Genomic DNA, 18,626 nt, shown 5'->3' with positions numbered 1-18,626 from the left:
CTTTCGTGTATTTAGCAATATCGTATGCTGAAAAGAATTGTTGTTTGCGCTGTAGGTGTTTGAAACACAAATCATTGACATAGTTCCAGACAAAATTAACTTCAGATGCCAATTGGTCTAGCACCTTTGTGTGACTGTTTTTTATGCGTAATTTAAGTGTTTTCATGGGCTTATATTAGCTCATACTAAGCTTAATATATTGTTTTTTAGCAATTAAACGACATTTCATGTCGTGTCGCTTATATCTCTGACTGAAAGACAGAGGTTTACGCTCCATTTGATAAAAAATAAGCCGGCTTGCCCTTTACAAGCCCAGTATGTGCATGTTTTAGTCAGTACTCTGCCAGTCCGTTGAAATACGCATGTCTAAAGCCGACCTGATGGTTCTGATCTTTTGTATCATTGCTGCCCTGTTACACGGGATCAGTGGCTTCGGCTTTCCTATGGTCAGTACCGCGGCCATCTCCACCTTGTACCCGCTGTCGACCACGGTAGCCTTTGTACTATTACCCTGCCTGATCCTGAATCTGTTTTTACTCAATAGCGACCCCGAACGCAGCTTTCTTCAGGCGCTGCGCTATTATTCCGGTCAATATTGGGGCCTGATTATCAGCAGTCTGATCGGAAGTGTATTCGGTGTGCAGTTACTGCTACATCTAAATGATGGCTATCTCAAACTGCTGATGGGGCTGTTTATTTTATGGTATGTGCTGGATCAGTTTCGCAGCCAGCCCCTGCGCATTCAGGCCAGTCTGAAAAACATGCTGCTGTTTGGTCTGCTGGCCGGTGTGATCGGCGGAGCCACCAATGCCATGGCACCCTTTCTGATGATGTACCTGCTGAGTACCGAACACAGCAAAACCGAAATTGTGCTGATCAGCAACTTGAATTTTGCGGTCAGTAAACTGATTCAGCTGCTGCTGCTTTACCCGGTGATGCTGCAATTTAAATCTGAACAATGGTCCTTACTGGGCTTATTAACCGTGGTGTCGCTGCTCGGGGTCTGGGCTGGCGGCCAGTTACGTGCCCATATTTCCCAGCAGAAATTTCGCTGGCTGATTCTCAGCTTACTGGCCGTGCTCGGCGGCTCAGCCCTGTGGCAAGCTGTGCAACTCCTCAGTCAGAACCCGCATTTTTTTGTGGTTTAATCTTCACTTAGCTACAAAATAATCAATTTATACTTTGCCCCCCTGCTTGAAAAATATTAAATAATAGGCCGATTACTCTAATTCCTATAAATCTATAAAAGGATCGTATATGAATACAGATACGTTAAAACCACCGGTCGAGGCCGCGCCGAAAGGCATTGTCAAAGGCTGGATTATTATTGTCATTGCCGCCCTGCTTTCTTGGGGCTTTTACCATATTTTGCCCTATGATGATTATGCCAATAAAGGCCTGAGCCTGCTGCTGTTTATCGGGATTTTATGGCTGACTGAAGCGGTGCATATCACCATTACCGCGCTGCTGGTGCCGGTGCTGGCCGTAGCGCTTGGCATGCCGATTGAAAATGCCAGCAAAGAACTGGTACCGATGACCACCACGCAGGCGCTGCGGACTTTTGCTGACCCGGTCATTTTCCTGTTCTTTGGTGGTTTTGCCTTGGCCACTGCCCTACATATCCAGAAACTGGACCGTAAAATTGCGATGTGGATTATTTCCATGTCTGGCGGGCATTTGGGGATTTCAGTGCTGGCCATTTTTGCCGTCACAGCTGCACTGTCGATGTGGATTTCCAATACCGCCACCGCAGCGATGATGCTCCCGCTGGCTTTGGGTCTGCTGTCGCACCTAGATTCAACCAAAGAGCGCTCTACCTTCGTCTTTATTCTTCTCGGGATTGCCTATTCGGCCAGTATTGGCGGCCTGGGAACGCTGGTCGGTTCACCACCGAATGCGATTGCTGCCAAAGCACTGGACTATGACTTCGCCGACTGGATGAAAATCGGTTTGCCGATGATGCTGATTTTACTGCCAGCCATGTTGGTCAGTTTATATCTGGTGTTGCGTCCGAAACTGAACCAGAAAATTCATTTTGAAACAGAAGTAATTCCATGGAACCGAACCCGTATCGCGACCATGATTCTGTTTATCTGTACCGCGATTGCCTGGATTTTTGGCAAAAAACTCAGCGAGAACTTTGGTATTTCATCTCCGGATACCTGGACCGCGCTGGTCGCCGCCTGTCTGGTGGTGATTTTAGGTACAGCCACTTGGAAACAGGTTTCTGAAAACACCGACTGGGGGGTGTTACTGCTGTTCGGTGGTGGTTTAACCTTAAGTGCGATGTTAAAAGATTCAGGTGCATCGCTGGTACTGGGTCAAACCGTTGCAGATGTATTTGGTACGGCATCACCGCTGGTGATTATTTTTGTGGTGACCATTTTCATTATTTTCCTGACTGAATTTACCAGTAACACCGCTTCTGCTGCACTGTTGGTACCGGTCTTTGCCGCCATTGCCGACCAGATGGGTATGCCAAAAGAAATTCTGGTGATTATTATTGGTATTGGTGCATCGTGTGCCTTTATGTTGCCTGTAGCAACACCGCCAAATGCAATTGTGTTTGGGTCCGGTCATATCAGACAGCGTGAAATGATGAGTGTCGGGATAGTATTAAACATCCTGTGTACCTTCATTATTGCGCTGTTCGTATACTGGTTCTTTAGCTAAACGCTCAGCATCCATCTAAAAGAGCACTGATTTCAGTGCTCTTTTTTTTGTTTAATTTTTACCTATACTTAGACTATGATCTAAGCCATCAATAAGAATGACACGGGGATTTTTATGGCCAAGTTTTTAAACACCAGTGCAACCAACTTTTTTCTAGAAGAACTGATTAAGAATGCCAAAGAGCGTTTAATTCTGATTAGCCCCTATTTACGCCTCAATGACCGGATTAAAGAATTACTCGAAGATAAAGATCGGCTCAAAATTGACATCCGTATTGTGTATGGCAAAAGCGACCTGCATCCAGAGGAAATTAAGTGGCTGCAAAAACTGGATTATGTCCGTTTAAGCTTCTGCAAGAACCTGCATGCAAAATGCTATCTGAATGAATCAGAATGTATTATTTCCAGCCTGAATTTATATGAATTCAGCCAGATTAATAACAATGAAATGGGGATTCTGGTTCGCAAATACGAAGATGATGAAGTATTTAAAGATGCCTATGAAGAAGCGCAGCGCATTATTCGGATTAGTGATGAAGTCCGGATTAGCCTCGATGAAGTGAAAGCGGATGCTGTGGTGGCCGAAGTAGAGCGTGGCGAAGAAAGCTCAACACTACCCAAACTCACCACCTCCAAACTGGCTGCAAAACATAAGCTAAAAACCGCAGATGTACTGGAGAAGTTAACTGCAAAAGGCTTCCTGACCTTAAACGAAAATGGCAAACACTTTTTAACTGAACAGGGTAAAAGTAGCGGGGGTGAGTTCAGATCCAGCCAGTATGGCGGGTATTTTTTATGGAATGAAAATACGGAAATTGAATGACAATTTCCCTCTCCTTTTCGGAGACAGGGAGAGGTGAAATTAAAGCCTCCAAACCTCCCTTCTTGCGCTGCAAGATCAAGCCGTGCTGATCTCTTGCTCAGGGAGGCTTTGACTTGTTAAATCCCTCCAACCTCCCTTTGAGAGAGGGAAATTAAATCGCTACTAACTCCCGAATCCCTTTCTCCGGCATTTCCCTGCCGGCACCTTGTGCAATCACCTGGCCACGCGCCATCACGGTATAGCCATCGGCCAGCTCTTCGGCAAAATCATAGAACTGTTCGACCAGCACAATTGCCATTTCGCCACTATCAGCCAGTTTACGAATCACCCGGCCAATATCTTTAATAATCGAGGGCTGAATACCCTCGGTTGGCTCATCCAGAATTAATACCTTCGGTTCAGAAGCCAGCGCGCGGGCAATTGCCAATTGCTGCTGCTGACCACCGGATAAATCTCCGCCGCGGCGCTGCTTCATTTCATCCAGAATTGGAAAAATCTCGTACAGATGTTCCGGTACTTTTCGGGTTTTTGTGCCTTTAAATTTCGCCATCCCAATCAGGATATTTTCCTCAACTGTTAAGGTCGAAAAAATATCGCGGCCTTGCGGCACATAGGCCAAACCTTCACGCACGCGCTGCTCCGGACTGAGCTTGGAAATATCTTTGCCATCCAGCAGAATCTGCCCGGACTTAATCGGCAAAATGCCCATCAAGCATTTCAGCAAGGTGGTTTTGCCCACGCCATTACGCCCCAGCACCACTGAACATGCGCCGACCGGAGCCTGAAACGATACATCGCGCAGGATATGACTGCCCCCATAAAACTGATTGACGTCTTTGACTTCTAGCATCGCGGTCTCCTTAACGTCCCAAATATTTTTCAATCACATCTTCATTGGCCTGAACTTCGGCCAATGTACCCTCTGCCAGAATGGCACCCTGTGCCAGCACCGTGACTTTTTCACTGATGGTGTCAATAAAGCTCATGTCATGCTCAACCACAATCAAGGTATGATTTTTCTTCAGCTCCAGACATAGCTCTGCGGTGCGTTCAGTTTCGGCATCGGTCATACCTGCCACTGGTTCATCCAGCAAAATCAGCTTCGGGCGCTGCATCAGCAACATGCCAATTTCCAGCCACTGCTTTTGGCCATGCGACAGCAATCCGGCCGGTTTATGCACCAATTCCTGTAAGCGGATTTGCGCCAACGATTCCTCCAGCGCCTGTTGGGCATCCGGATCGAGCTTGCTAAAGAAACTCTTTTTCACCCGTTTATCTTTCGGGGCGGCAAGCAGCAGGTTTTCTATGACAGTAAAATTTTCAAATACTGTGGGTTTCTGGAACTTGCGTCCAATTCCGGCCTCGGCAATCTGTTCGGTGCTCATCTTGGCTAAATCATAGGTCTGGCCAAAAAAGGCACTGCCTTCGGTGGGACGGGTTTTACCGGTAATCACATCCATTAACGTGGTTTTACCGGCACCATTGGGTCCAATGATGCAACGTAATTCCCCTTCTTCGATATACAAAGACAAGTCATTTAAGGCACGAAAGGCATCAAACCACACGCTAACTTTTTCCAAATACAGCGCAATACCGTGGCTAAAATCTGCGCCCTGTTCCTTGGGACGGCCATAACCTTCAGCAGCATGGCCGCCATGAGCTTGCAACAGTTCACTCATTCGCTCCGCTCCTTTTTAAAACGGTCAAACAGACCAATAATCCCTTTCGGCAGGAAGATGGTCACCACAATAAACAGCGCCCCTAAAATCAGTAACCACGCCTCTGGGGAAGCAGCGGTGAAATAGGTTTTGGCCGCGTTAATCACACCCGCGCCGAGCAAAGGCCCAATTAAGGTGCCACGACCACCCGCTGCGACCCAGACCGCCATTTCAATTGAGTTGACCGGGTTCATTTCACTCGGGTTGATGATGCCGGCCTGTGGCACATACAGCGCCCCGGCAATACCCGCGATCACCGCAGACAGTACCCAGGCCGACAGCTTGTACCACAGCGTGCGATAGCCCAGATATTGCAGACGGTTTTCACTGTCACGAATTGCACCCAGCACACGGCCATAAGGCTGATTCATCAGATGACGCAACCCGATAAAGCACAGCAGAAGCACCAGCGCGGTGATAAAACACAGGCTGGCCCGCATCGGTGCCGAGGTAATATCCATGCCCAAAATAGTTTTAAAGCCGGTAAAACCATTGTTGCCGCCGAAACCGGTTTCATTACGGAAAAACAGTAGTGCGGCAGCAAAGGTCATGGCCTGGGTGATAATCGAGAAATACACGCCCTTGATTTTGGAGCGAAAAGCAAAGAAGCCAAACACAAAGGCAATGATGCCCGGCACTAAAACAACAAGTGCAAGCGACCAGAGGAAATGTTCCGTACCAACCCAGAACCACGGCAACTCGGTCCAGCTTAAGAAACGCATAAAGTCTGGCAGCCCATCACCCGCGGATTGGCGCATCAGGTACATGCCAAACGCATAACCGCCCAGAGCAAAGTACAGGCCATGACCCAAACTTAAAATACCGGCATAGCCCCAGACCAGATCCAAGGCCAAAGCCACCAGTGCCAGACACATGATTTTGCCAATCAGGGTGACCCAATAAGCCGACAGATGCAGTGCCGAATCACTCGGCAACAGATGCAGCCACGGCAACAGCAGTAAAATCGCAAAACAGGCGGCAATGGCTGCCCCGCTATAGGGTTTATCGGAAAGTAAATGTGTGATCTTCATGCGCTTACTCCACAAAACGGCCTTTGATGGCAAACAGACCTTGTGGGCGTTTTTGAATAAACAAAATCACAAGAACCAGAAGAATAATTTTGGCCAGTACAGCGCCCATGCCAATTTCCAGCGCAGTCCCGCTAATACCCAGACCCAGTGCTGCCAGTACCGCACCCCAGACCTGACCAACCCCGCCAACTACCACCACCAGGAAGGCATCAATAATGTAGTTCTGCCCCAAATCCGGGCCGACATTTCCGACCTGCGCCAAGGCACAACCGGCCAGTCCAGCCAGACCAGAACCCAGACCAAAAGCCATCATGTCGATGCGGCTGGAACGAATTCCGACGGCACGTGCCATCTGACGGTTTTGGGTTACAGCCCGCACAAACAGACCAAAACGGGTTTTATTGAGTAAATAGACCAGTAACAACAGCACGGCGATGGTAAAGACAATAATTGCGATACGGTTATACGGCAGCATCAGGCTTGGGCTAATGGAAATGCCACCAGACAGCCAGGCAATATTGGACACCTCCACGTTTTGTGCGCCAAAGATCATCCGCACCAATTGCATTAAAATCAGACTCACCCCAAAGGTGGCCAGCAGGGTTTCCAGCTGACGGCCATAGAGCGGACGAATTACCGAGCGTTCAATCAGCATGCCAATTAAAGCGCTGACCAGAAAGGCTGCCGGAATCGCCACGATCAGGTACCAGTCCAGATAACTGCCAAAATGGCTTTTAAACAGGCTTTGCACCACATAGGTGGTATAAGCGCCAATCATGATCAGCTCGCCATGCGCCATATTGATGACTCCGAGCAGACCATAGGTGATGGCCAGTCCTAACGCCGCCAGCAGCAAAATACTGGCGGTACTGAGCCCGGAAAATAGATGGCCAGCCCATTCACTGGCCTGTAAGCGGGTCTGAATGGCGCTTTTGGCCTCCAGCAACACGGCTTTCAGTTCCGGATTCAGATTCGGCTGTTGCAGCTCCTGCTCCACCATGGCCAGTACATCGGGACGGTTGGAATCGGCCAGTACCTGGGCGGCCTGAATTTTCACCAGCACATCTGGCTGCTGATAATCCAGCCGTGCTTTGAGCTGGGCCAGACGCGCCTTCACCTTATTATTCCGTTCCTGTAAATACAGGCGATTGATCTGCGCCAGCTGTAATTCAGACAGATTGCTTTCATAAATATCGACAGCTTCAAGGCGCTCAGCCGCATCTTCTGACTGCATTTTTGAATGCGCCAGCGCAAAGGTCAGCGCTTTCTGCAAGGTATTCACCAGCGTGACCTGCGCCAGATCACTTGGCCAGTCGCTGACCGGCTCCAGTGCCGGATAATGCAGTAAACGCTCATCCGATTCCAGAATATAGGTTTGACCATTGGCGCCGCTATAGAGCTGCTGCTGTTCAACATATTGTGCAAGCTGATCCAGCTGTTCGAGGCTGCCGGGCCACTGGTTCAGTAAGGCACGGCGGCTGGCGAAATCACCTTGCACAAATTGCTGGATGGCATCGGCCTGTGTCACAGCAACGGCTGTCTGTGTTTGCGGCTGTTCGGCCTGAGCCAGCTGTATCGATAAAACTTGGGCAAAAATCAGAAAAATAGCGGCGATATTCACGCGAATATTCATTTTATATCCCCCTATTGTGTGTCCTCTTTTTTATAAGAAGGCAGAGAAATCGAAAAAAAACCTGCTGCCGAAGCAGCAGGCGTGATGTCAAACTTACTTCGGAAGGTAAGGACTCCAAGGTTCTGCCTGTAGGGTTTGCGGGGTTTTATAAACAATATCAAACTGGCCATCGGCACGGATTTGCCCGATCATGACCGGCTTATGCAAGTGATGGTTTGACGCATCCATTTTTAAGGTATAACCAGAGGGTGCTTTAAATTCCTGACCAGCCATGGCTGCACGGACTTGATCCACCTCGGTAGTGCCGGCTTTTTCTACCGCCTGCTTCCACATATTGATGCCGACATAGGTCGCTTCCATCGGGTCATTGGTCACCAGCTTGTTGGCATTTGGCAGTTTATAATCGACTGCGTACTGCTTCATTTTGTTGGTGAACTCGGTATTGACCGGATTTTTTACCGACATAAAGTAGTTCCACGATGCCAAGTGGCCGACCAGTGGCTTGGTATCAATACCGCGTAATTCTTCTTCACCCACCGAGAACGCCATCACCGGAATATCAGAAGCTTTGATGCCCTGATTGCCCAGTTCACGGTAGAACGGCACATTGGAATCGCCATTGATGGTGGAAATGACCGCAGTCTTTTTCCCAGCCGAGAATTTTTTAATATTGCTGACAATGGTCTGATAGTTGCTGTGCCCAAACGGGGTGTACTCTTCCATAATGTCCGCATCAGCAATGCCTTTTGATTTCAGGAAAGCACGCAGAATCTGGTTGGTGGTCCGTGGATAGACATAATCCGTTCCCAGCAGCACAAAACGTTCGGCCTGACCGCCCTCTTCACTCATCAGATATTCCACTGCCGGAATCGCCTGCTGGTTAGGTGCTGCGCCGGTATAGAAAATATTTTTCGACTGTTCCTGACCCTCATATTGCACCGGATAGAACAGCAGACCATTCAGCTCTTCCACCACCGGCAGTACCGATTTACGTGATACTGAAGTCCACGCACCAAAAATGACCGCGACCTTATCCTGAGTAATCAGCTGGCGCGCCTGCTCTGCAAACAGTGGCCAGTCAGAGGCCGGATCAACCACCACCGGTTCCAGCTTTTTGCCCAGCACCCCGCCATTGGCATTAATTTCATTGATTGCCATTAGCGCGGTATCTTTTAGCGAGGTTTCTGAAATGGCCATGGTGCCGGACAAGGAATGCAGGATGCCGACTTTAATGGTCTCACCGGTGCTGGCCGCTGGCTGGGCTGTGCTGGCACTGTCGCTACTTTCGGTCGATTTTGAGCAGCCGCTGAGCGCCACAACCCCGGCCATGCTGGCCACTAACATACTTTTTGAAAACAGATTGCGCTGGAACTTCATGAATTTCTCCACACTTATGCAGCACCTGAACATGGTGCCTGTTGTTCTATGACTGCAGCGGATAATTCAATTTCTATGCCAAACGCAAAACTGACAGGCAGATCTAGACGGGACAAGTAAGATTTAAATCATAAAAATTAGTTACTTATATTAATATAAAAAATGAAGCATAGCCCTTCAGCTACGCTGCACTGATCAGCACCACATACACCCAAGCAGAGTGCGCTCTAGAGTTTTTAGAGATATTGAAGGCTAAGGAGGCGCAAAAGTGAACAAAAAAAGTGCAACCCTATCCAGCCGTATTGCCTCATTTTGGAGAAAAAATCAGCGACATAAAAAAACCTGCACCAAGACGGGCAGGTTTTCTAAAATGATGAAAGTTTTAAGGTTTTAAACCACCAGATCAGCCAGATTGCCTTTTTGCTCTAGCCACTGCTTCCGGTCTGCGGAGCGTTTTTTGGCCAGCAGTTTATCCAGCAAACCGGCAGTGACATGAATATCATCCAGATCCAGTTGCACCAGACGGCGTGTATCCGGGTCCATGGTGGTTTCACGCAGCTGGCTGGCGTTCATTTCACCCAAGCCTTTAAAGCGGGTGATTTGCGGATTTTTGCTTTTGCATTTATTTAAAATGCCGTTGAGCTCATCTTCATCCAGTGCGTAATGTACATCTTTATTGTCATCAATCCGGAATAATGGCGGCATGGCCACAAATAAATGCCCTTCTTCTACCAAAGCCGGGAAATGTTTGACAAAAAGCGCACAGAGCAAGGTGGCAATATGCAGACCATCGGAGTCGGCATCGGCCAGAATACAGATTTTGCCATAACGCAGTTCAGACAAGTCATCTGAACCCGGATCAACCCCAATCGCAATGGCAATATCATGCACTTCCTGAGAGCCCAGCACCTCATCGGAAGAGACTTCCCAGGTATTTAAAATTTTACCGCGAATCGGCATGATGGCCTGGAAATTCTTGTCACGTGCCTGCTTGGCCGAACCGCCCGCAGAATCCCCTTCGACAATAAACAGTTCCGATTCTTCACGGGTCAGACCGACACAGTCGGCCAGCTTGCCTGGCAGAGCCGGACCCGACACAATCTTTTTACGCTCGACTTTTTTGGCTGCTTTTAAACGGCGACCGGCCTTGGAGATGGCCATTTCTGCCAGTTGCAGCGCTATATCTGAATTCTGATGCAGCCATAAGGCAAAGGCATCTTTGGCAATATTCTGCACAATTCCGGACGCTTCACGGCTCGACAGACGCTCTTTGGTCTGACCGGAGAATTGTGGCTCCTGGAATTTTAGCGACAGGATATAGTTCACTCCATCCCAGACATCTTCGGCCGAGAGTTTCAAGTTACGCGGCAACAGGTTACGCAGCTCACAGAACTCGCGCATGGCATCGGTGATACCGGAACGCAAACCATTGACATGGGTACCGCCCTGCGCGGTCGGAATCAGGTTGACGTAAGATTCCTGAATGCTTTCACCGCCTTCAACATTCCAGCAAATCGCAAACTCTGCGCTGGCGCGTTCTGCATTGCCTGAAGAGACAAAGGCCGGCGCCGGAATAATCTCGCGGTCTTCCAGTTCATCCATTAAATAATCGACCAGGCCATTTTCAAACTGCCAGGTGATTTTTTCATCATTAATCTGGTCGATATAATTGATTTGCAGGCCAGCCGCCAAAACCGCTTTGGCTTTTAAATTATGTTTTAAGGCTTTTAAGGCAAATTTTGGCGAATCGAAATATTTGGCTTCCGGCCAGAAACGCACCAGCGTGCCTGACGCACGTTTTGGTGCTTTGCCTTCCAGCACTTCTAGTGGTCCAGTGGCTTCGCCCTGCTCAAAAGCCATTTTGTAGAGATTGCCCTGACGCTGTACATCCACTTCTACCCGGGTCGACAAGGCATTCACCACAGAAATCCCGACCCCGTGCAAACCACCGGAAAACTGGTAGTTATCGGTACTGAACTTGCCGCCGGCATGCAGCTTGGTCAAAATAATTTCAATTCCGCTCTGGCCATATTCCGGGTGAATATCCACCGGCATCCCGCGGCCATTGTCTTCTACTGCCAGCGAGCCATCTTTATACACGGTCACGCTAACTTTGGTGGCGTGTCCGGCCAGTGCCTCATCGACAGCATTATCAATCACTTCCTGCGCCAAATGGTTCGGACGCGAGGTGTCGGTATACATACCCGGACGGCGACGGACCGGATCGAGACCAGATAAAACTTCAAGAGATTGAGCCGTATATTGAGACACGTTGTACTGTTTCCTTATTTTAGGGAATCCGATAAAAACTGCAGCAGCATAGGTATTTTTAGCGCAAAGTTGTCCATCCCATGATTGCCGCGGGTTTCGGTCATGATCAGAGAGCTATGCTGGGCCTGGCTATAATAACGCTGTGCGTCACGATAATCCAAAACTTCATCGCCTTGCTGCAATAACACTAAAATTTTGTCTGCCTTTTCAACAAAAGGCACTGCCATCTGTTCCAGTTGCTGTAAATGTAGCCGCTCCAGCGTCCAGTGTTCATGCACTTTCAGCGGAATCTGCGCATCGCCAAACAGTTCCTGAAACAACTGCCATGGTCGCATAGCCGGATTAATCAGCACAGCCGGAACCGCATAGCGTGCGACCAGTTGTGTCGCATAGAAGCCGCCCAGACTGCTGCCGACCAGCGCTACCTGATCCAGCTGCTCAATCAGTGCAGATAAGTGCTGCATTACCTCGCGTGGCGGCGCATTCAGATCGGGCAGATGCACCTGAATGTCACTCCGCTGTGCCAGCGCTTGCCGCAACAGCTGGCCTTTGGCAGAAAAGGGATTGCTCCTGAAACCATGCAAATAAATTAAATTCATTGTGCTAATCGGATGTTATCCATGTTCATTGTTGTATTTACTTTTTTGAGACTTTGATCACATTCATGTTTTAATTTGTATGTCACAAATAATTGTTAGACAAAAAAATTAAAACTGGGGCGTCATCCTGGCTATTGTAAAAGTTGTTCGGGATGAATGATATAAAATTAAGCTTAGAAATTTATACCGTGAAGCCAACGAAAAAGAAAGTAGCCGCGACACTATTGTTAGGGGGCAGTAGCACATGCCAAGTTTAACGCCATTGCATGAAACTTATTGTAAATGGGACACCACACCGCCCAGCCAGGCCGATTTACTGGAAGGTCTGGCGCAGCTGTTAAGTATGCCGGTGCATCAGGTGGTCAAAGAGCTGGTGCAGACCATTCAGCGTGAGGTCTTGCTGAGCCTGTTTGGCATGAGTGAACAGCACTCCCGAAAATTCCAGAATATGTCGCCCATTCGCAAGCTGTACAGCCTGTCCTTTGATACCTTGCAAAACTATAGCAACTACCTGCTGGCGCCCAGCCTGCGTCAGGTGATTGACCGTTTTCCACGTTTACATGACAAGCCGCTGACACCGTATATGCATGCGCTGGTTGGTATTTTAAATGGTGTACTGGGTGATTATTTGCTGAATCAGCAAAATCCGCTGGCATTGCCAATGACCATTTATGACCACTACGGCAGTGTGCAAAAAGGCGAGCTGACCGGACAGGTGATTCTGTTTGTGCATGGCCTGTGTATGAACCATCTGGACTGGTCACATCAGCAATATGGTGGTATTGGCGAAAAACTGCTGGCACAGCGCCAGCGCAACACCATGCTGTATTTAAATTACAATACCGGACGGCGTATTTCCGCCAATGGTCATAGTCTGGCCAATACCCTGGAAGATCTGATTCAGCGCAATCCGAATATCACCAGCATCAGCCTGATTGGACATAGCATGGGCGGGCTGGTGTCACGCAGTGCCCTGTTTTATGGCAAGCAGGATTTACATGAGTGGATTCATATGGTCGATAACCTGGTCTGTCTGGGTTCGCCGCATCATGGTGCAGCGCTGGAGCGTTTCGGCTTTCACTTGCAGGACAAACTGGGGCGTTTCCCGTTTATGAAAATTGTCGGGCATGTGGTGAATATCCGCAGTAACGGCATTCTGGATTTACGTTATGGCAGCGTGCGCGATGATGACTGGGAACACAATGAAGCGCGAATTGGTGAAATTGATGATAACCGCAAACCGGCGCCGTTTCCCTCGCATATCAATGCCTTTTTGGTGGCCGGCACCATTGAATATGAAAACAAGCGCAACCGCACCCGCAAAGTGATTGGCGATTATCTGGTCAGTGTCAAAAGTGCGCTGGGTGAACATCCGAACCCGCGTTTTCAGCTCAAACTGCCAGAATCGCATAAGGCGGTATTTTATGGTCTAAATCATATGGAAATTCAGTACCATTCCAGCGTGGCCGAGCAGATTGTGAAATGGTTTTATCCTGAAAATGATGACCGGGTCAATGAACAGGTACGTGAATATATTGTCAATTTAGAAAGTATTGAAGGCATTGCCCTGACTTAAAAATTGATGCGCTACAATTAAAACAGGAGGGTCATCGCCCTCCTGTTTGTTATTGATCTGGAGACAATATTATTTCTTTTTTACCGGCTTGGTTTTGGCCGCAGTATAGGGATAGGTACGGATTAACTGCCAGATACTAATAATCGTTAGCACAATAAAGAACACTAACGACCAGACCGGCAAGGATTGGCCCAGAAAAGTCCAGTCAATCACTGCACATTCACCAGACCCAGATAGCACCTGTTGCAGTACGGCTTTCATTGGCAAGGCATCAACCAGATAATCCAGTCCCGGGCCACAGCTTGGCACCTGATCTGGCGGCAGGTTTTGCAGCCAGACATGCCGCGCGGCAACACCGGCCGACCATAAAATGCTTAAGCTGCCCAAAAAGGCATACAGCCGTTTAAACGCCCCCGAAAGCGGGTTGTGGAGCAGCGCGATCAGGGAAATGATTCCCAGGCCAATCAGGCCGACACGCTGGAAAACACATAATGGACACGGCGCCAGACCTTGCACATGCTCAAGATACAGGGCGAAGGCCATCCCCACCACACTGGCACAAAACAAAACACCACTCACGAAGCGATAACTCCATTGCATGGTCAATCCTCTTTCTATTTTTATCGGTACTGAGTCAGGAACTGCTCAAAACTCAAGGTCTGTTCCTGCTCAAGTTGCTGTTGTTGTTGCAATGATTGCTGGGCCATTTCTTCAAAATAGGCCAGCGTTTCCGGGCTTAATACATGCGCCTGATAGACGTCGGCATGTTGCTGCGCCATATGGCTGCCAAAGTTCCAGGTGCCGCCCTGATGTAAGGTATCCTCAATCACCTGCGCGGATAGCGTCGCATCGACTTCATCAATCCGGCCGAGCATGGTCGCCAGACCCTGACTATATAGCGTTGTGGCATAGGCCTGATCCAGCAGTTCAGCCAAAGGCTGCATGGCCTGAACATGACTACGGCTCCAGTCTTCAATTGGATAGGACTGGCCATCTGCCAAAATGGTGGCATTTGGCGCACGGCCACGATTCACGACTTCGGCCTGATTGCGCTCAATAATGTCCTGTTCATCATCCAATAACGCCGGGCTGTCTTTCAGCAGACAGTACAGCGCCAGCACTTCCAGGAAGCCGGCGGTGTGTTCATCAATCCCGATCGGGCTATATGGATTGACATCGACCGCGCGTAACTCCACATAGCCAACACCCCGATTGGCCAGCGCCTGCGATGGGGTTTCACCCGCCTGCGGCACCTGTTTTGGACGCACCAGACTGTAGTATTCGTTTTCAATTTGCAGCACGTGATCATTGATCTGAATCGGCTCACCCTGTGCATCATTCAGACCCAAACGGCTAAATGGCTGATACGGGGTTTTGACGGCTTTTTGCAGACCCTCTAAATAACCACTCAGGTTGTTATAGTGAATCCCGAGCTGTTTTTGCGCCGAATTCTGATAGCCAAAACGGCCCATGCGCAAGGCGGTGGCATACGGCAGGAACAGCGTGCCGCGTACCAGTGGCAGCAAATGATGTTCACGGCCGGTCATAAAACACTGACACACCGATGGACTGGCACCGACCACCAGCATCACCAGTGGGGTCAGGCGAATAAAATTACGGATTAAACCGAAATAGCGATGGCTGCGATAATCCTGCAGGCTCAGATTTTTGAGTGCCTCATCGCTTTCTTGTTGTTGCAGCGCTTCAAATAAGGCATCCGGGAAAGACAGATTATAATGCACCCCGGAAATGGTCTGCATCCGGCGTCCATAGCGTACCCCTAAACCATGACGGTATAAGGTCTTGAAACGGCCAATATTGGAGCTGCCATATTGCGCCAGCGGAATGCGTTCTTCGGCATCATCCAGCATACACGGCATTGACAGCGGCCAGAGTTTTTCTTCATGTTCCAGCTGACGATACACCACGGCATGAATATCGCTTAAATAATTCAGTGCACCCGGAATACTGTCCTGCGGCGGAGTAATAAACTCCATTAATGCTTCGGAATAATCGGTGGTGATATGCGGATGAGTCAGTGCCGAACCCAAGCCCTTCGGATGGGCTGCCTGAGAGAGAAATCCATTGCTTTGCATACGCAGGCTTTCACGCTCAATACCGCGCAACATGCCGCGCAGTAGCGAAGAATCCACCCAAGTCGTTAAAGTATCTTGAGAGGTCGATTCGGGTTGACTCATTACAATCTCGCTTATCGCAAAAAACTACTAAAGAAAATCATCGGTTTATATCAGTATAACGCGATTTAGTGCCGGCACATTACATCCTGTATAGTTTTCAAACAAACCCACAACTTTATTTTTGGCAATTTTTTATCACAAAGTTGCTCTATAAGACATGTGAAATTTGTGATTTTATTATCCTATACCGCAGCGACTTCATAAAACATATGAATTATCAAGATATTTTGGATTTCTGGTTTGATGCAGCCCACCGCCCGCAGTGGTTTGCCAAAAGTGATGACTTTGACCGGCTGATTGCGGAGCGCTTTCAGGCCACGCATACGGCGGCCAGTCAGGCCGAGCTGTGGTCGTGGCGCAGCAGTGCCGAAGGACGGCTGGCCGAAATCATTGTACTGGATCAGTTTTCACGTAATTTATACCGCAATTCTCCGCGTGCATTTGCGCAGGATGCACTGGCGCTGGCTTTGGCTCAGGAAGCCATCAGCCTGAAACTGGATCAGCAGCTGAGTCCGGAGCAGCGCAGTTTTTTATACATGCCATTTATGCACAGTGAATCGCAGATAATCCATGAATTTGCTCTGAAACTGTTTCAACGGCTGGGCAACCCTGAAAATCTGAATTTTGAAAAGCAACATAAAGTGATCATTGAGCGCTTTGGCCGTTATCCACATCGCAATCAAATATTGGGACGCCAATCAAGCGCAGAAGAATTGGAGTTCCTGACCCAACCGAACAGCAGTTTTTAATTAAAACGCGGTTCATTCTCCCCTTGCAGTATCTTCACAGGAGAACAGCATGAAACATCTAATTCTTGGTTTAGGCCTCGGGCTCAGTCTGCTGCTGGGCGGCTGTGCCACCACACCATCCAAGCCGCTGACCTTTGACCAGCTGGGTCAATATTCGGTGACGCCGCTGAACAGCCAGACCTATCGCATCAGTTTTCAGGCCCGTCCCAACATGAGCTTTGGCACCGCCGAAGAAATTACCCTGGTCAAAGCTGCGCAAACCACGCTGCAACAGGGCCATACCTTCTTTAAAGTGCTGGATGATCCAAGTAACCGCAGCCAGCAGCCACCGCGTCAGGCTGTGGTCTATCCGGCACCGAGCTTTTATCCTTATGGCTATTATCGTCGCCATCCGGCTTTCTGGCCTGACCCATTTTATGACTACCCGCAGGTCATTAATGTTGACCCGATTCAGGTTTCCTATACGATTCAATGTTATAAAGATCAAAAAAGCGCCCCAAGTGATGCCTTTGATGCCCGCCTGATCTTGCAGTCACTGGGTGGAAAATACGGGCTCAGTCCAGGCGGTCAGGTGTTACAGCCACCGGTAGCCACTTCAAACTAGGGAAACATGCATGCAGACAGCGCCAGCACCGACTTCTCCAAACCTGCAACGCAGCAAGCGTTTTGCCACCATGGCCCTGATCACGGCCGTGCTGGCCTGGATCTGTTTAATGGTGCTGGCCAAACTGCTGCCTGACTATATCTGGCTGATTCATATTCTGATGCTGTCAGCTGAAGCTGGCGTGGTCGGCGGGCTGGCTGACTGGTATGCGATTACTGTGCTGTTTCGTAATCCCTTTGGCCGGCTGCCCATTCCCAAGTTTCTGCGGGACCATACTGAAATTATTCCGCGCAACAAAGACCGTATTGCCGAATCGATGGGACGTTTTGTTCAGGAAAATTTCCTGTCACCGCAAATTGTACAGCGCAGCCTGCACAATACCGATGTATCGCTGGCCGTGGGTAAATGGCTGGCCAATCCACAGAACAACCAGCAGGTCAGCCAGCTGATTCAACAGACCGTACCGAAGATTTTTGAATTTGTCGGGCAGGAACAGATTGGCCGCTTTATCCAGAACAACAGCGTGCAATGGGTCAAAAATACTGACATTAATTATCTGGCCAGTGAAATGCTGCGCGCAGTGCTGGAAAATGATTTCCATCAGGATGTGCTGCAACGCGGGCTGGATCTGGCGCATGACTGGATGCTGCAACATCCGGAAGAAACCCGCGAGCTGACCCGCACCCTGTTTAAAGAACTGGGCGTGTGGCGTCTGGCCAGAGGTGCCAGCTGGATTGGTATTGATGTACAGCAGCGCACCATCGACTCTTTACTGGAACGGGTCGATTCGATGCTGGCCGATCCCGATCATCCGTGGCGACAAAAAGTGGAAGATATGGCGCATCAGCTGATGCAACAGCTGGCCGATCAGGACAGTGCCGCCAGCCAACGCCTGAACCAGACCAAAAATGCCCTGCTGGACAGTCCGCAAGTGCTGAATTTTATTAGTGGTGCAGTGGTGATTTTGTGTGATGCAATCCGGGCAGATCTGGAAAAACCCGATTCCGGTATTGCGGAAAACCTGCGCGTGGCCATTCAGCAGGTCGGTGAGAACATTATCAGTAACGGCGCCGTACGCCAGTTGCTGAATGACAAAATGAGCGGCATCGCCGTCAATCTCTCTGACCAGTACAGTGAAAAAGTGATCCGTTTTATTAGTGAGCGGATTCATGAATGGGATTCACGCGAGATGATTGGCAAAATTGAAAACGAAGTCGGCGGCGACCTGCATATGATCCGGGTCAATGGCGTGGTGGTGGGGGCCTTTATTGGTCTGGCACTGGGGATTATCCGGGCGCTGGTCGAATTGATTTAATTCAGTTTTTTTCGCTCACCGCTTCAATTGCTGGCGGATGGCGGCTTATCATGCGATGTG

At 49.2% G+C, this 18,626-nt stretch carries 16 protein-coding genes and 1 pseudogene; 7 read left to right on the top strand and 10 right to left on the bottom strand.

What is annotated here, in order from left to right:
* Nucleotides 1-166, bottom strand: a pseudogene (locus FTU55_RS09235) (RNA-guided endonuclease TnpB family protein); the annotation flags it as partial.
* Nucleotides 167-362: 196 nt separating this feature from the next.
* On the opposite strand from FTU55_RS09235, the gene FTU55_RS09230 reads away from it, so the two are divergent.
* From FTU55_RS09230 to FTU55_RS09220, 3 genes are all read left to right on the top strand, one after another.
* The gene (locus FTU55_RS09230) at nt 363-1,148 is read left to right on the top strand and encodes a sulfite exporter TauE/SafE family protein (protein WP_016658721.1); all 786 of its coding nucleotides are present in this window, start codon (nt 363-365) and stop codon (nt 1,146-1,148) included.
* A 109-nt stretch (nt 1,149-1,257) separates the two neighbouring features.
* A complete protein-coding gene (locus FTU55_RS09225) occupies nt 1,258-2,673 on the top strand; it encodes a DASS family sodium-coupled anion symporter (RefSeq protein WP_005180862.1) in 1,416 nt (471 codons plus the stop codon).
* A gap of 114 nt (nt 2,674-2,787) precedes the next feature.
* Complete coding sequence (locus FTU55_RS09220) at nt 2,788-3,495, top strand: phospholipase D family protein (RefSeq protein WP_180046864.1); 708 nt, start codon at nt 2,788-2,790, stop codon at nt 3,493-3,495.
* 151 nt (nt 3,496-3,646) lie between these two features.
* Here FTU55_RS09220 and urtE read toward each other — a convergent pair whose 3' ends face one another.
* The 7 genes from urtE to FTU55_RS09185 all read right to left on the bottom strand — a co-directional run bounded on the left by urtE (nt 3,647) and on the right by FTU55_RS09185 (nt 12,124).
* Nucleotides 3,647-4,345, bottom strand: a complete 699-nt coding sequence (gene urtE / locus FTU55_RS09215; RefSeq protein WP_180046862.1) for an urea ABC transporter ATP-binding subunit UrtE — start codon at nt 4,343-4,345, stop codon at nt 3,647-3,649.
* 10 nt (nt 4,346-4,355) lie between these two features.
* Nucleotides 4,356-5,174 (bottom strand): urea ABC transporter ATP-binding protein UrtD, encoded by an 819-nt coding sequence (gene urtD, locus FTU55_RS09210; RefSeq protein ID WP_104513174.1) that lies wholly within the window; start codon nt 5,172-5,174, stop codon nt 4,356-4,358.
* Complete coding sequence (urtC, locus tag FTU55_RS09205) at nt 5,171-6,244, bottom strand: urea ABC transporter permease subunit UrtC (RefSeq protein WP_016658716.1); 1,074 nt, start codon at nt 6,242-6,244, stop codon at nt 5,171-5,173. The genes urtD and urtC overlap by 4 nt, the downstream gene beginning before the upstream one ends.
* Before the next feature lie 4 nt (nt 6,245-6,248).
* Nucleotides 6,249-7,877, bottom strand: coding sequence for an urea ABC transporter permease subunit UrtB (gene urtB, locus FTU55_RS09200; protein WP_180046860.1), 1,629 nt, complete (start codon nt 7,875-7,877; stop codon nt 6,249-6,251).
* A 93-nt stretch (nt 7,878-7,970) separates the two neighbouring features.
* Complete coding sequence (gene urtA, locus FTU55_RS09195; protein ID WP_160255399.1) at nt 7,971-9,254, bottom strand: urea ABC transporter substrate-binding protein; 1,284 nt, start codon at nt 9,252-9,254, stop codon at nt 7,971-7,973.
* Nucleotides 9,255-9,644: 390 nt separating this feature from the next.
* Complete coding sequence (gene parE, locus FTU55_RS09190) at nt 9,645-11,525, bottom strand: DNA topoisomerase IV subunit B (protein WP_005180875.1); 1,881 nt, start codon at nt 11,523-11,525, stop codon at nt 9,645-9,647.
* A 14-nt stretch (nt 11,526-11,539) separates the two neighbouring features.
* On the bottom strand, nt 11,540-12,124 hold the full coding sequence (locus FTU55_RS09185) for a YqiA/YcfP family alpha/beta fold hydrolase (protein WP_005180877.1): 585 nt from the start codon (nt 12,122-12,124) through the stop codon (nt 11,540-11,542).
* A gap of 244 nt (nt 12,125-12,368) precedes the next feature.
* Between FTU55_RS09185 and FTU55_RS09180 the strand changes: the two genes are divergently transcribed.
* Nucleotides 12,369-13,700: a hypothetical protein gene (locus FTU55_RS09180; protein ID WP_180046858.1), complete on the top strand. Its 1,332-nt coding sequence runs from the start codon at nt 12,369-12,371 to the stop codon at nt 13,698-13,700.
* 69 nt (nt 13,701-13,769) lie between these two features.
* Here the strand turns inward: FTU55_RS09180 and FTU55_RS09175 are convergent, their stop codons facing one another.
* Both FTU55_RS09175 and gshA read right to left on the bottom strand, forming a co-directional pair.
* Nucleotides 13,770-14,300 carry a disulfide bond formation protein B gene (locus tag FTU55_RS09175; RefSeq protein WP_016658712.1) on the bottom strand — a complete coding sequence of 177 codons (531 nt, stop codon included), beginning with the start codon at nt 14,298-14,300 and terminating at the stop codon, nt 13,770-13,772.
* Nucleotides 14,301-14,320: 20 nt separating this feature from the next.
* Nucleotides 14,321-15,898, bottom strand: coding sequence for a glutamate--cysteine ligase (gene gshA, locus FTU55_RS09170; protein WP_180046856.1), 1,578 nt, complete (start codon nt 15,896-15,898; stop codon nt 14,321-14,323).
* 209 nt (nt 15,899-16,107) lie between these two features.
* Between gshA and FTU55_RS09165 the strand changes: the two genes are divergently transcribed.
* From FTU55_RS09165 to FTU55_RS09155, 3 genes are read left to right on the top strand one after another with little or no spacing between them, the layout of a single operon-like run.
* A complete protein-coding gene (locus FTU55_RS09165) occupies nt 16,108-16,647 on the top strand; it encodes a DUF924 family protein (RefSeq protein WP_104470558.1) in 540 nt (179 codons plus the stop codon).
* Nucleotides 16,648-16,696: 49 nt separating this feature from the next.
* Nucleotides 16,697-17,251 (top strand): hypothetical protein, encoded by a 555-nt coding sequence (locus tag FTU55_RS09160; RefSeq protein WP_005180882.1) that lies wholly within the window; start codon nt 16,697-16,699, stop codon nt 17,249-17,251.
* Nucleotides 17,252-17,261: 10 nt separating this feature from the next.
* Entirely contained in the window at nt 17,262-18,566 is a 1,305-nt protein-coding gene (locus tag FTU55_RS09155; protein ID WP_016658710.1) for a DUF445 domain-containing protein, read from the top strand.
* Nucleotides 18,567-18,626: the final 60 nt, after the last annotated feature.

Source organism: Acinetobacter sp. YH12117 (genome assembly GCF_013418865.1).
Taxonomy (GTDB): domain Bacteria; phylum Pseudomonadota; class Gammaproteobacteria; order Pseudomonadales; family Moraxellaceae; genus Acinetobacter; species Acinetobacter indicus.
This window is presented reverse-complemented; position numbering and strand designations above follow the sequence as displayed.

Bases quoted from the DNA above. Each gene is read 5' to 3' on its own strand.
- FTU55_RS09225 (WP_005180862.1), top strand. From the start codon at position 1,258: ATGAATACAGATACGTTAAAACCACCGGTCGAGGCCGCGCCGAAAGGC.
- FTU55_RS09185 (WP_005180877.1), bottom strand. From the start codon at position 12,124: ATGAATTTAATTTATTTGCATGGTTTCAGGAGCAATCCCTTTTCTGCC.
- urtB (WP_180046860.1), bottom strand. From the start codon at position 7,877: ATGAATATTCGCGTGAATATCGCCGCTATTTTTCTGATTTTTGCCCAA.
- gshA (WP_180046856.1), bottom strand. From the start codon at position 15,898: ATGAGTCAACCCGAATCGACCTCTCAAGATACTTTAACGACTTGGGTG.
- urtE (WP_180046862.1), bottom strand. From the start codon at position 4,345: ATGCTAGAAGTCAAAGACGTCAATCAGTTTTATGGGGGCAGTCATATC.
- urtD (WP_104513174.1), bottom strand. From the start codon at position 5,174: ATGAGTGAACTGTTGCAAGCTCATGGCGGCCATGCTGCTGAAGGTTAT.
- FTU55_RS09160 (WP_005180882.1), top strand. From the start codon at position 16,697: ATGAAACATCTAATTCTTGGTTTAGGCCTCGGGCTCAGTCTGCTGCTG.
- FTU55_RS09155 (WP_016658710.1), top strand. From the start codon at position 17,262: ATGCAGACAGCGCCAGCACCGACTTCTCCAAACCTGCAACGCAGCAAG.
- FTU55_RS09165 (WP_104470558.1), top strand. From the start codon at position 16,108: ATGAATTATCAAGATATTTTGGATTTCTGGTTTGATGCAGCCCACCGC.
- FTU55_RS09175 (WP_016658712.1), bottom strand. From the start codon at position 14,300: ATGCAATGGAGTTATCGCTTCGTGAGTGGTGTTTTGTTTTGTGCCAGT.
- FTU55_RS09220 (WP_180046864.1), top strand. From the start codon at position 2,788: ATGGCCAAGTTTTTAAACACCAGTGCAACCAACTTTTTTCTAGAAGAA.
- FTU55_RS09230 (WP_016658721.1), top strand. From the start codon at position 363: ATGTCTAAAGCCGACCTGATGGTTCTGATCTTTTGTATCATTGCTGCC.
- FTU55_RS09180 (WP_180046858.1), top strand. From the start codon at position 12,369: ATGCCAAGTTTAACGCCATTGCATGAAACTTATTGTAAATGGGACACC.
- urtC (WP_016658716.1), bottom strand. From the start codon at position 6,244: ATGAAGATCACACATTTACTTTCCGATAAACCCTATAGCGGGGCAGCC.
- urtA (WP_160255399.1), bottom strand. From the start codon at position 9,254: ATGAAGTTCCAGCGCAATCTGTTTTCAAAAAGTATGTTAGTGGCCAGC.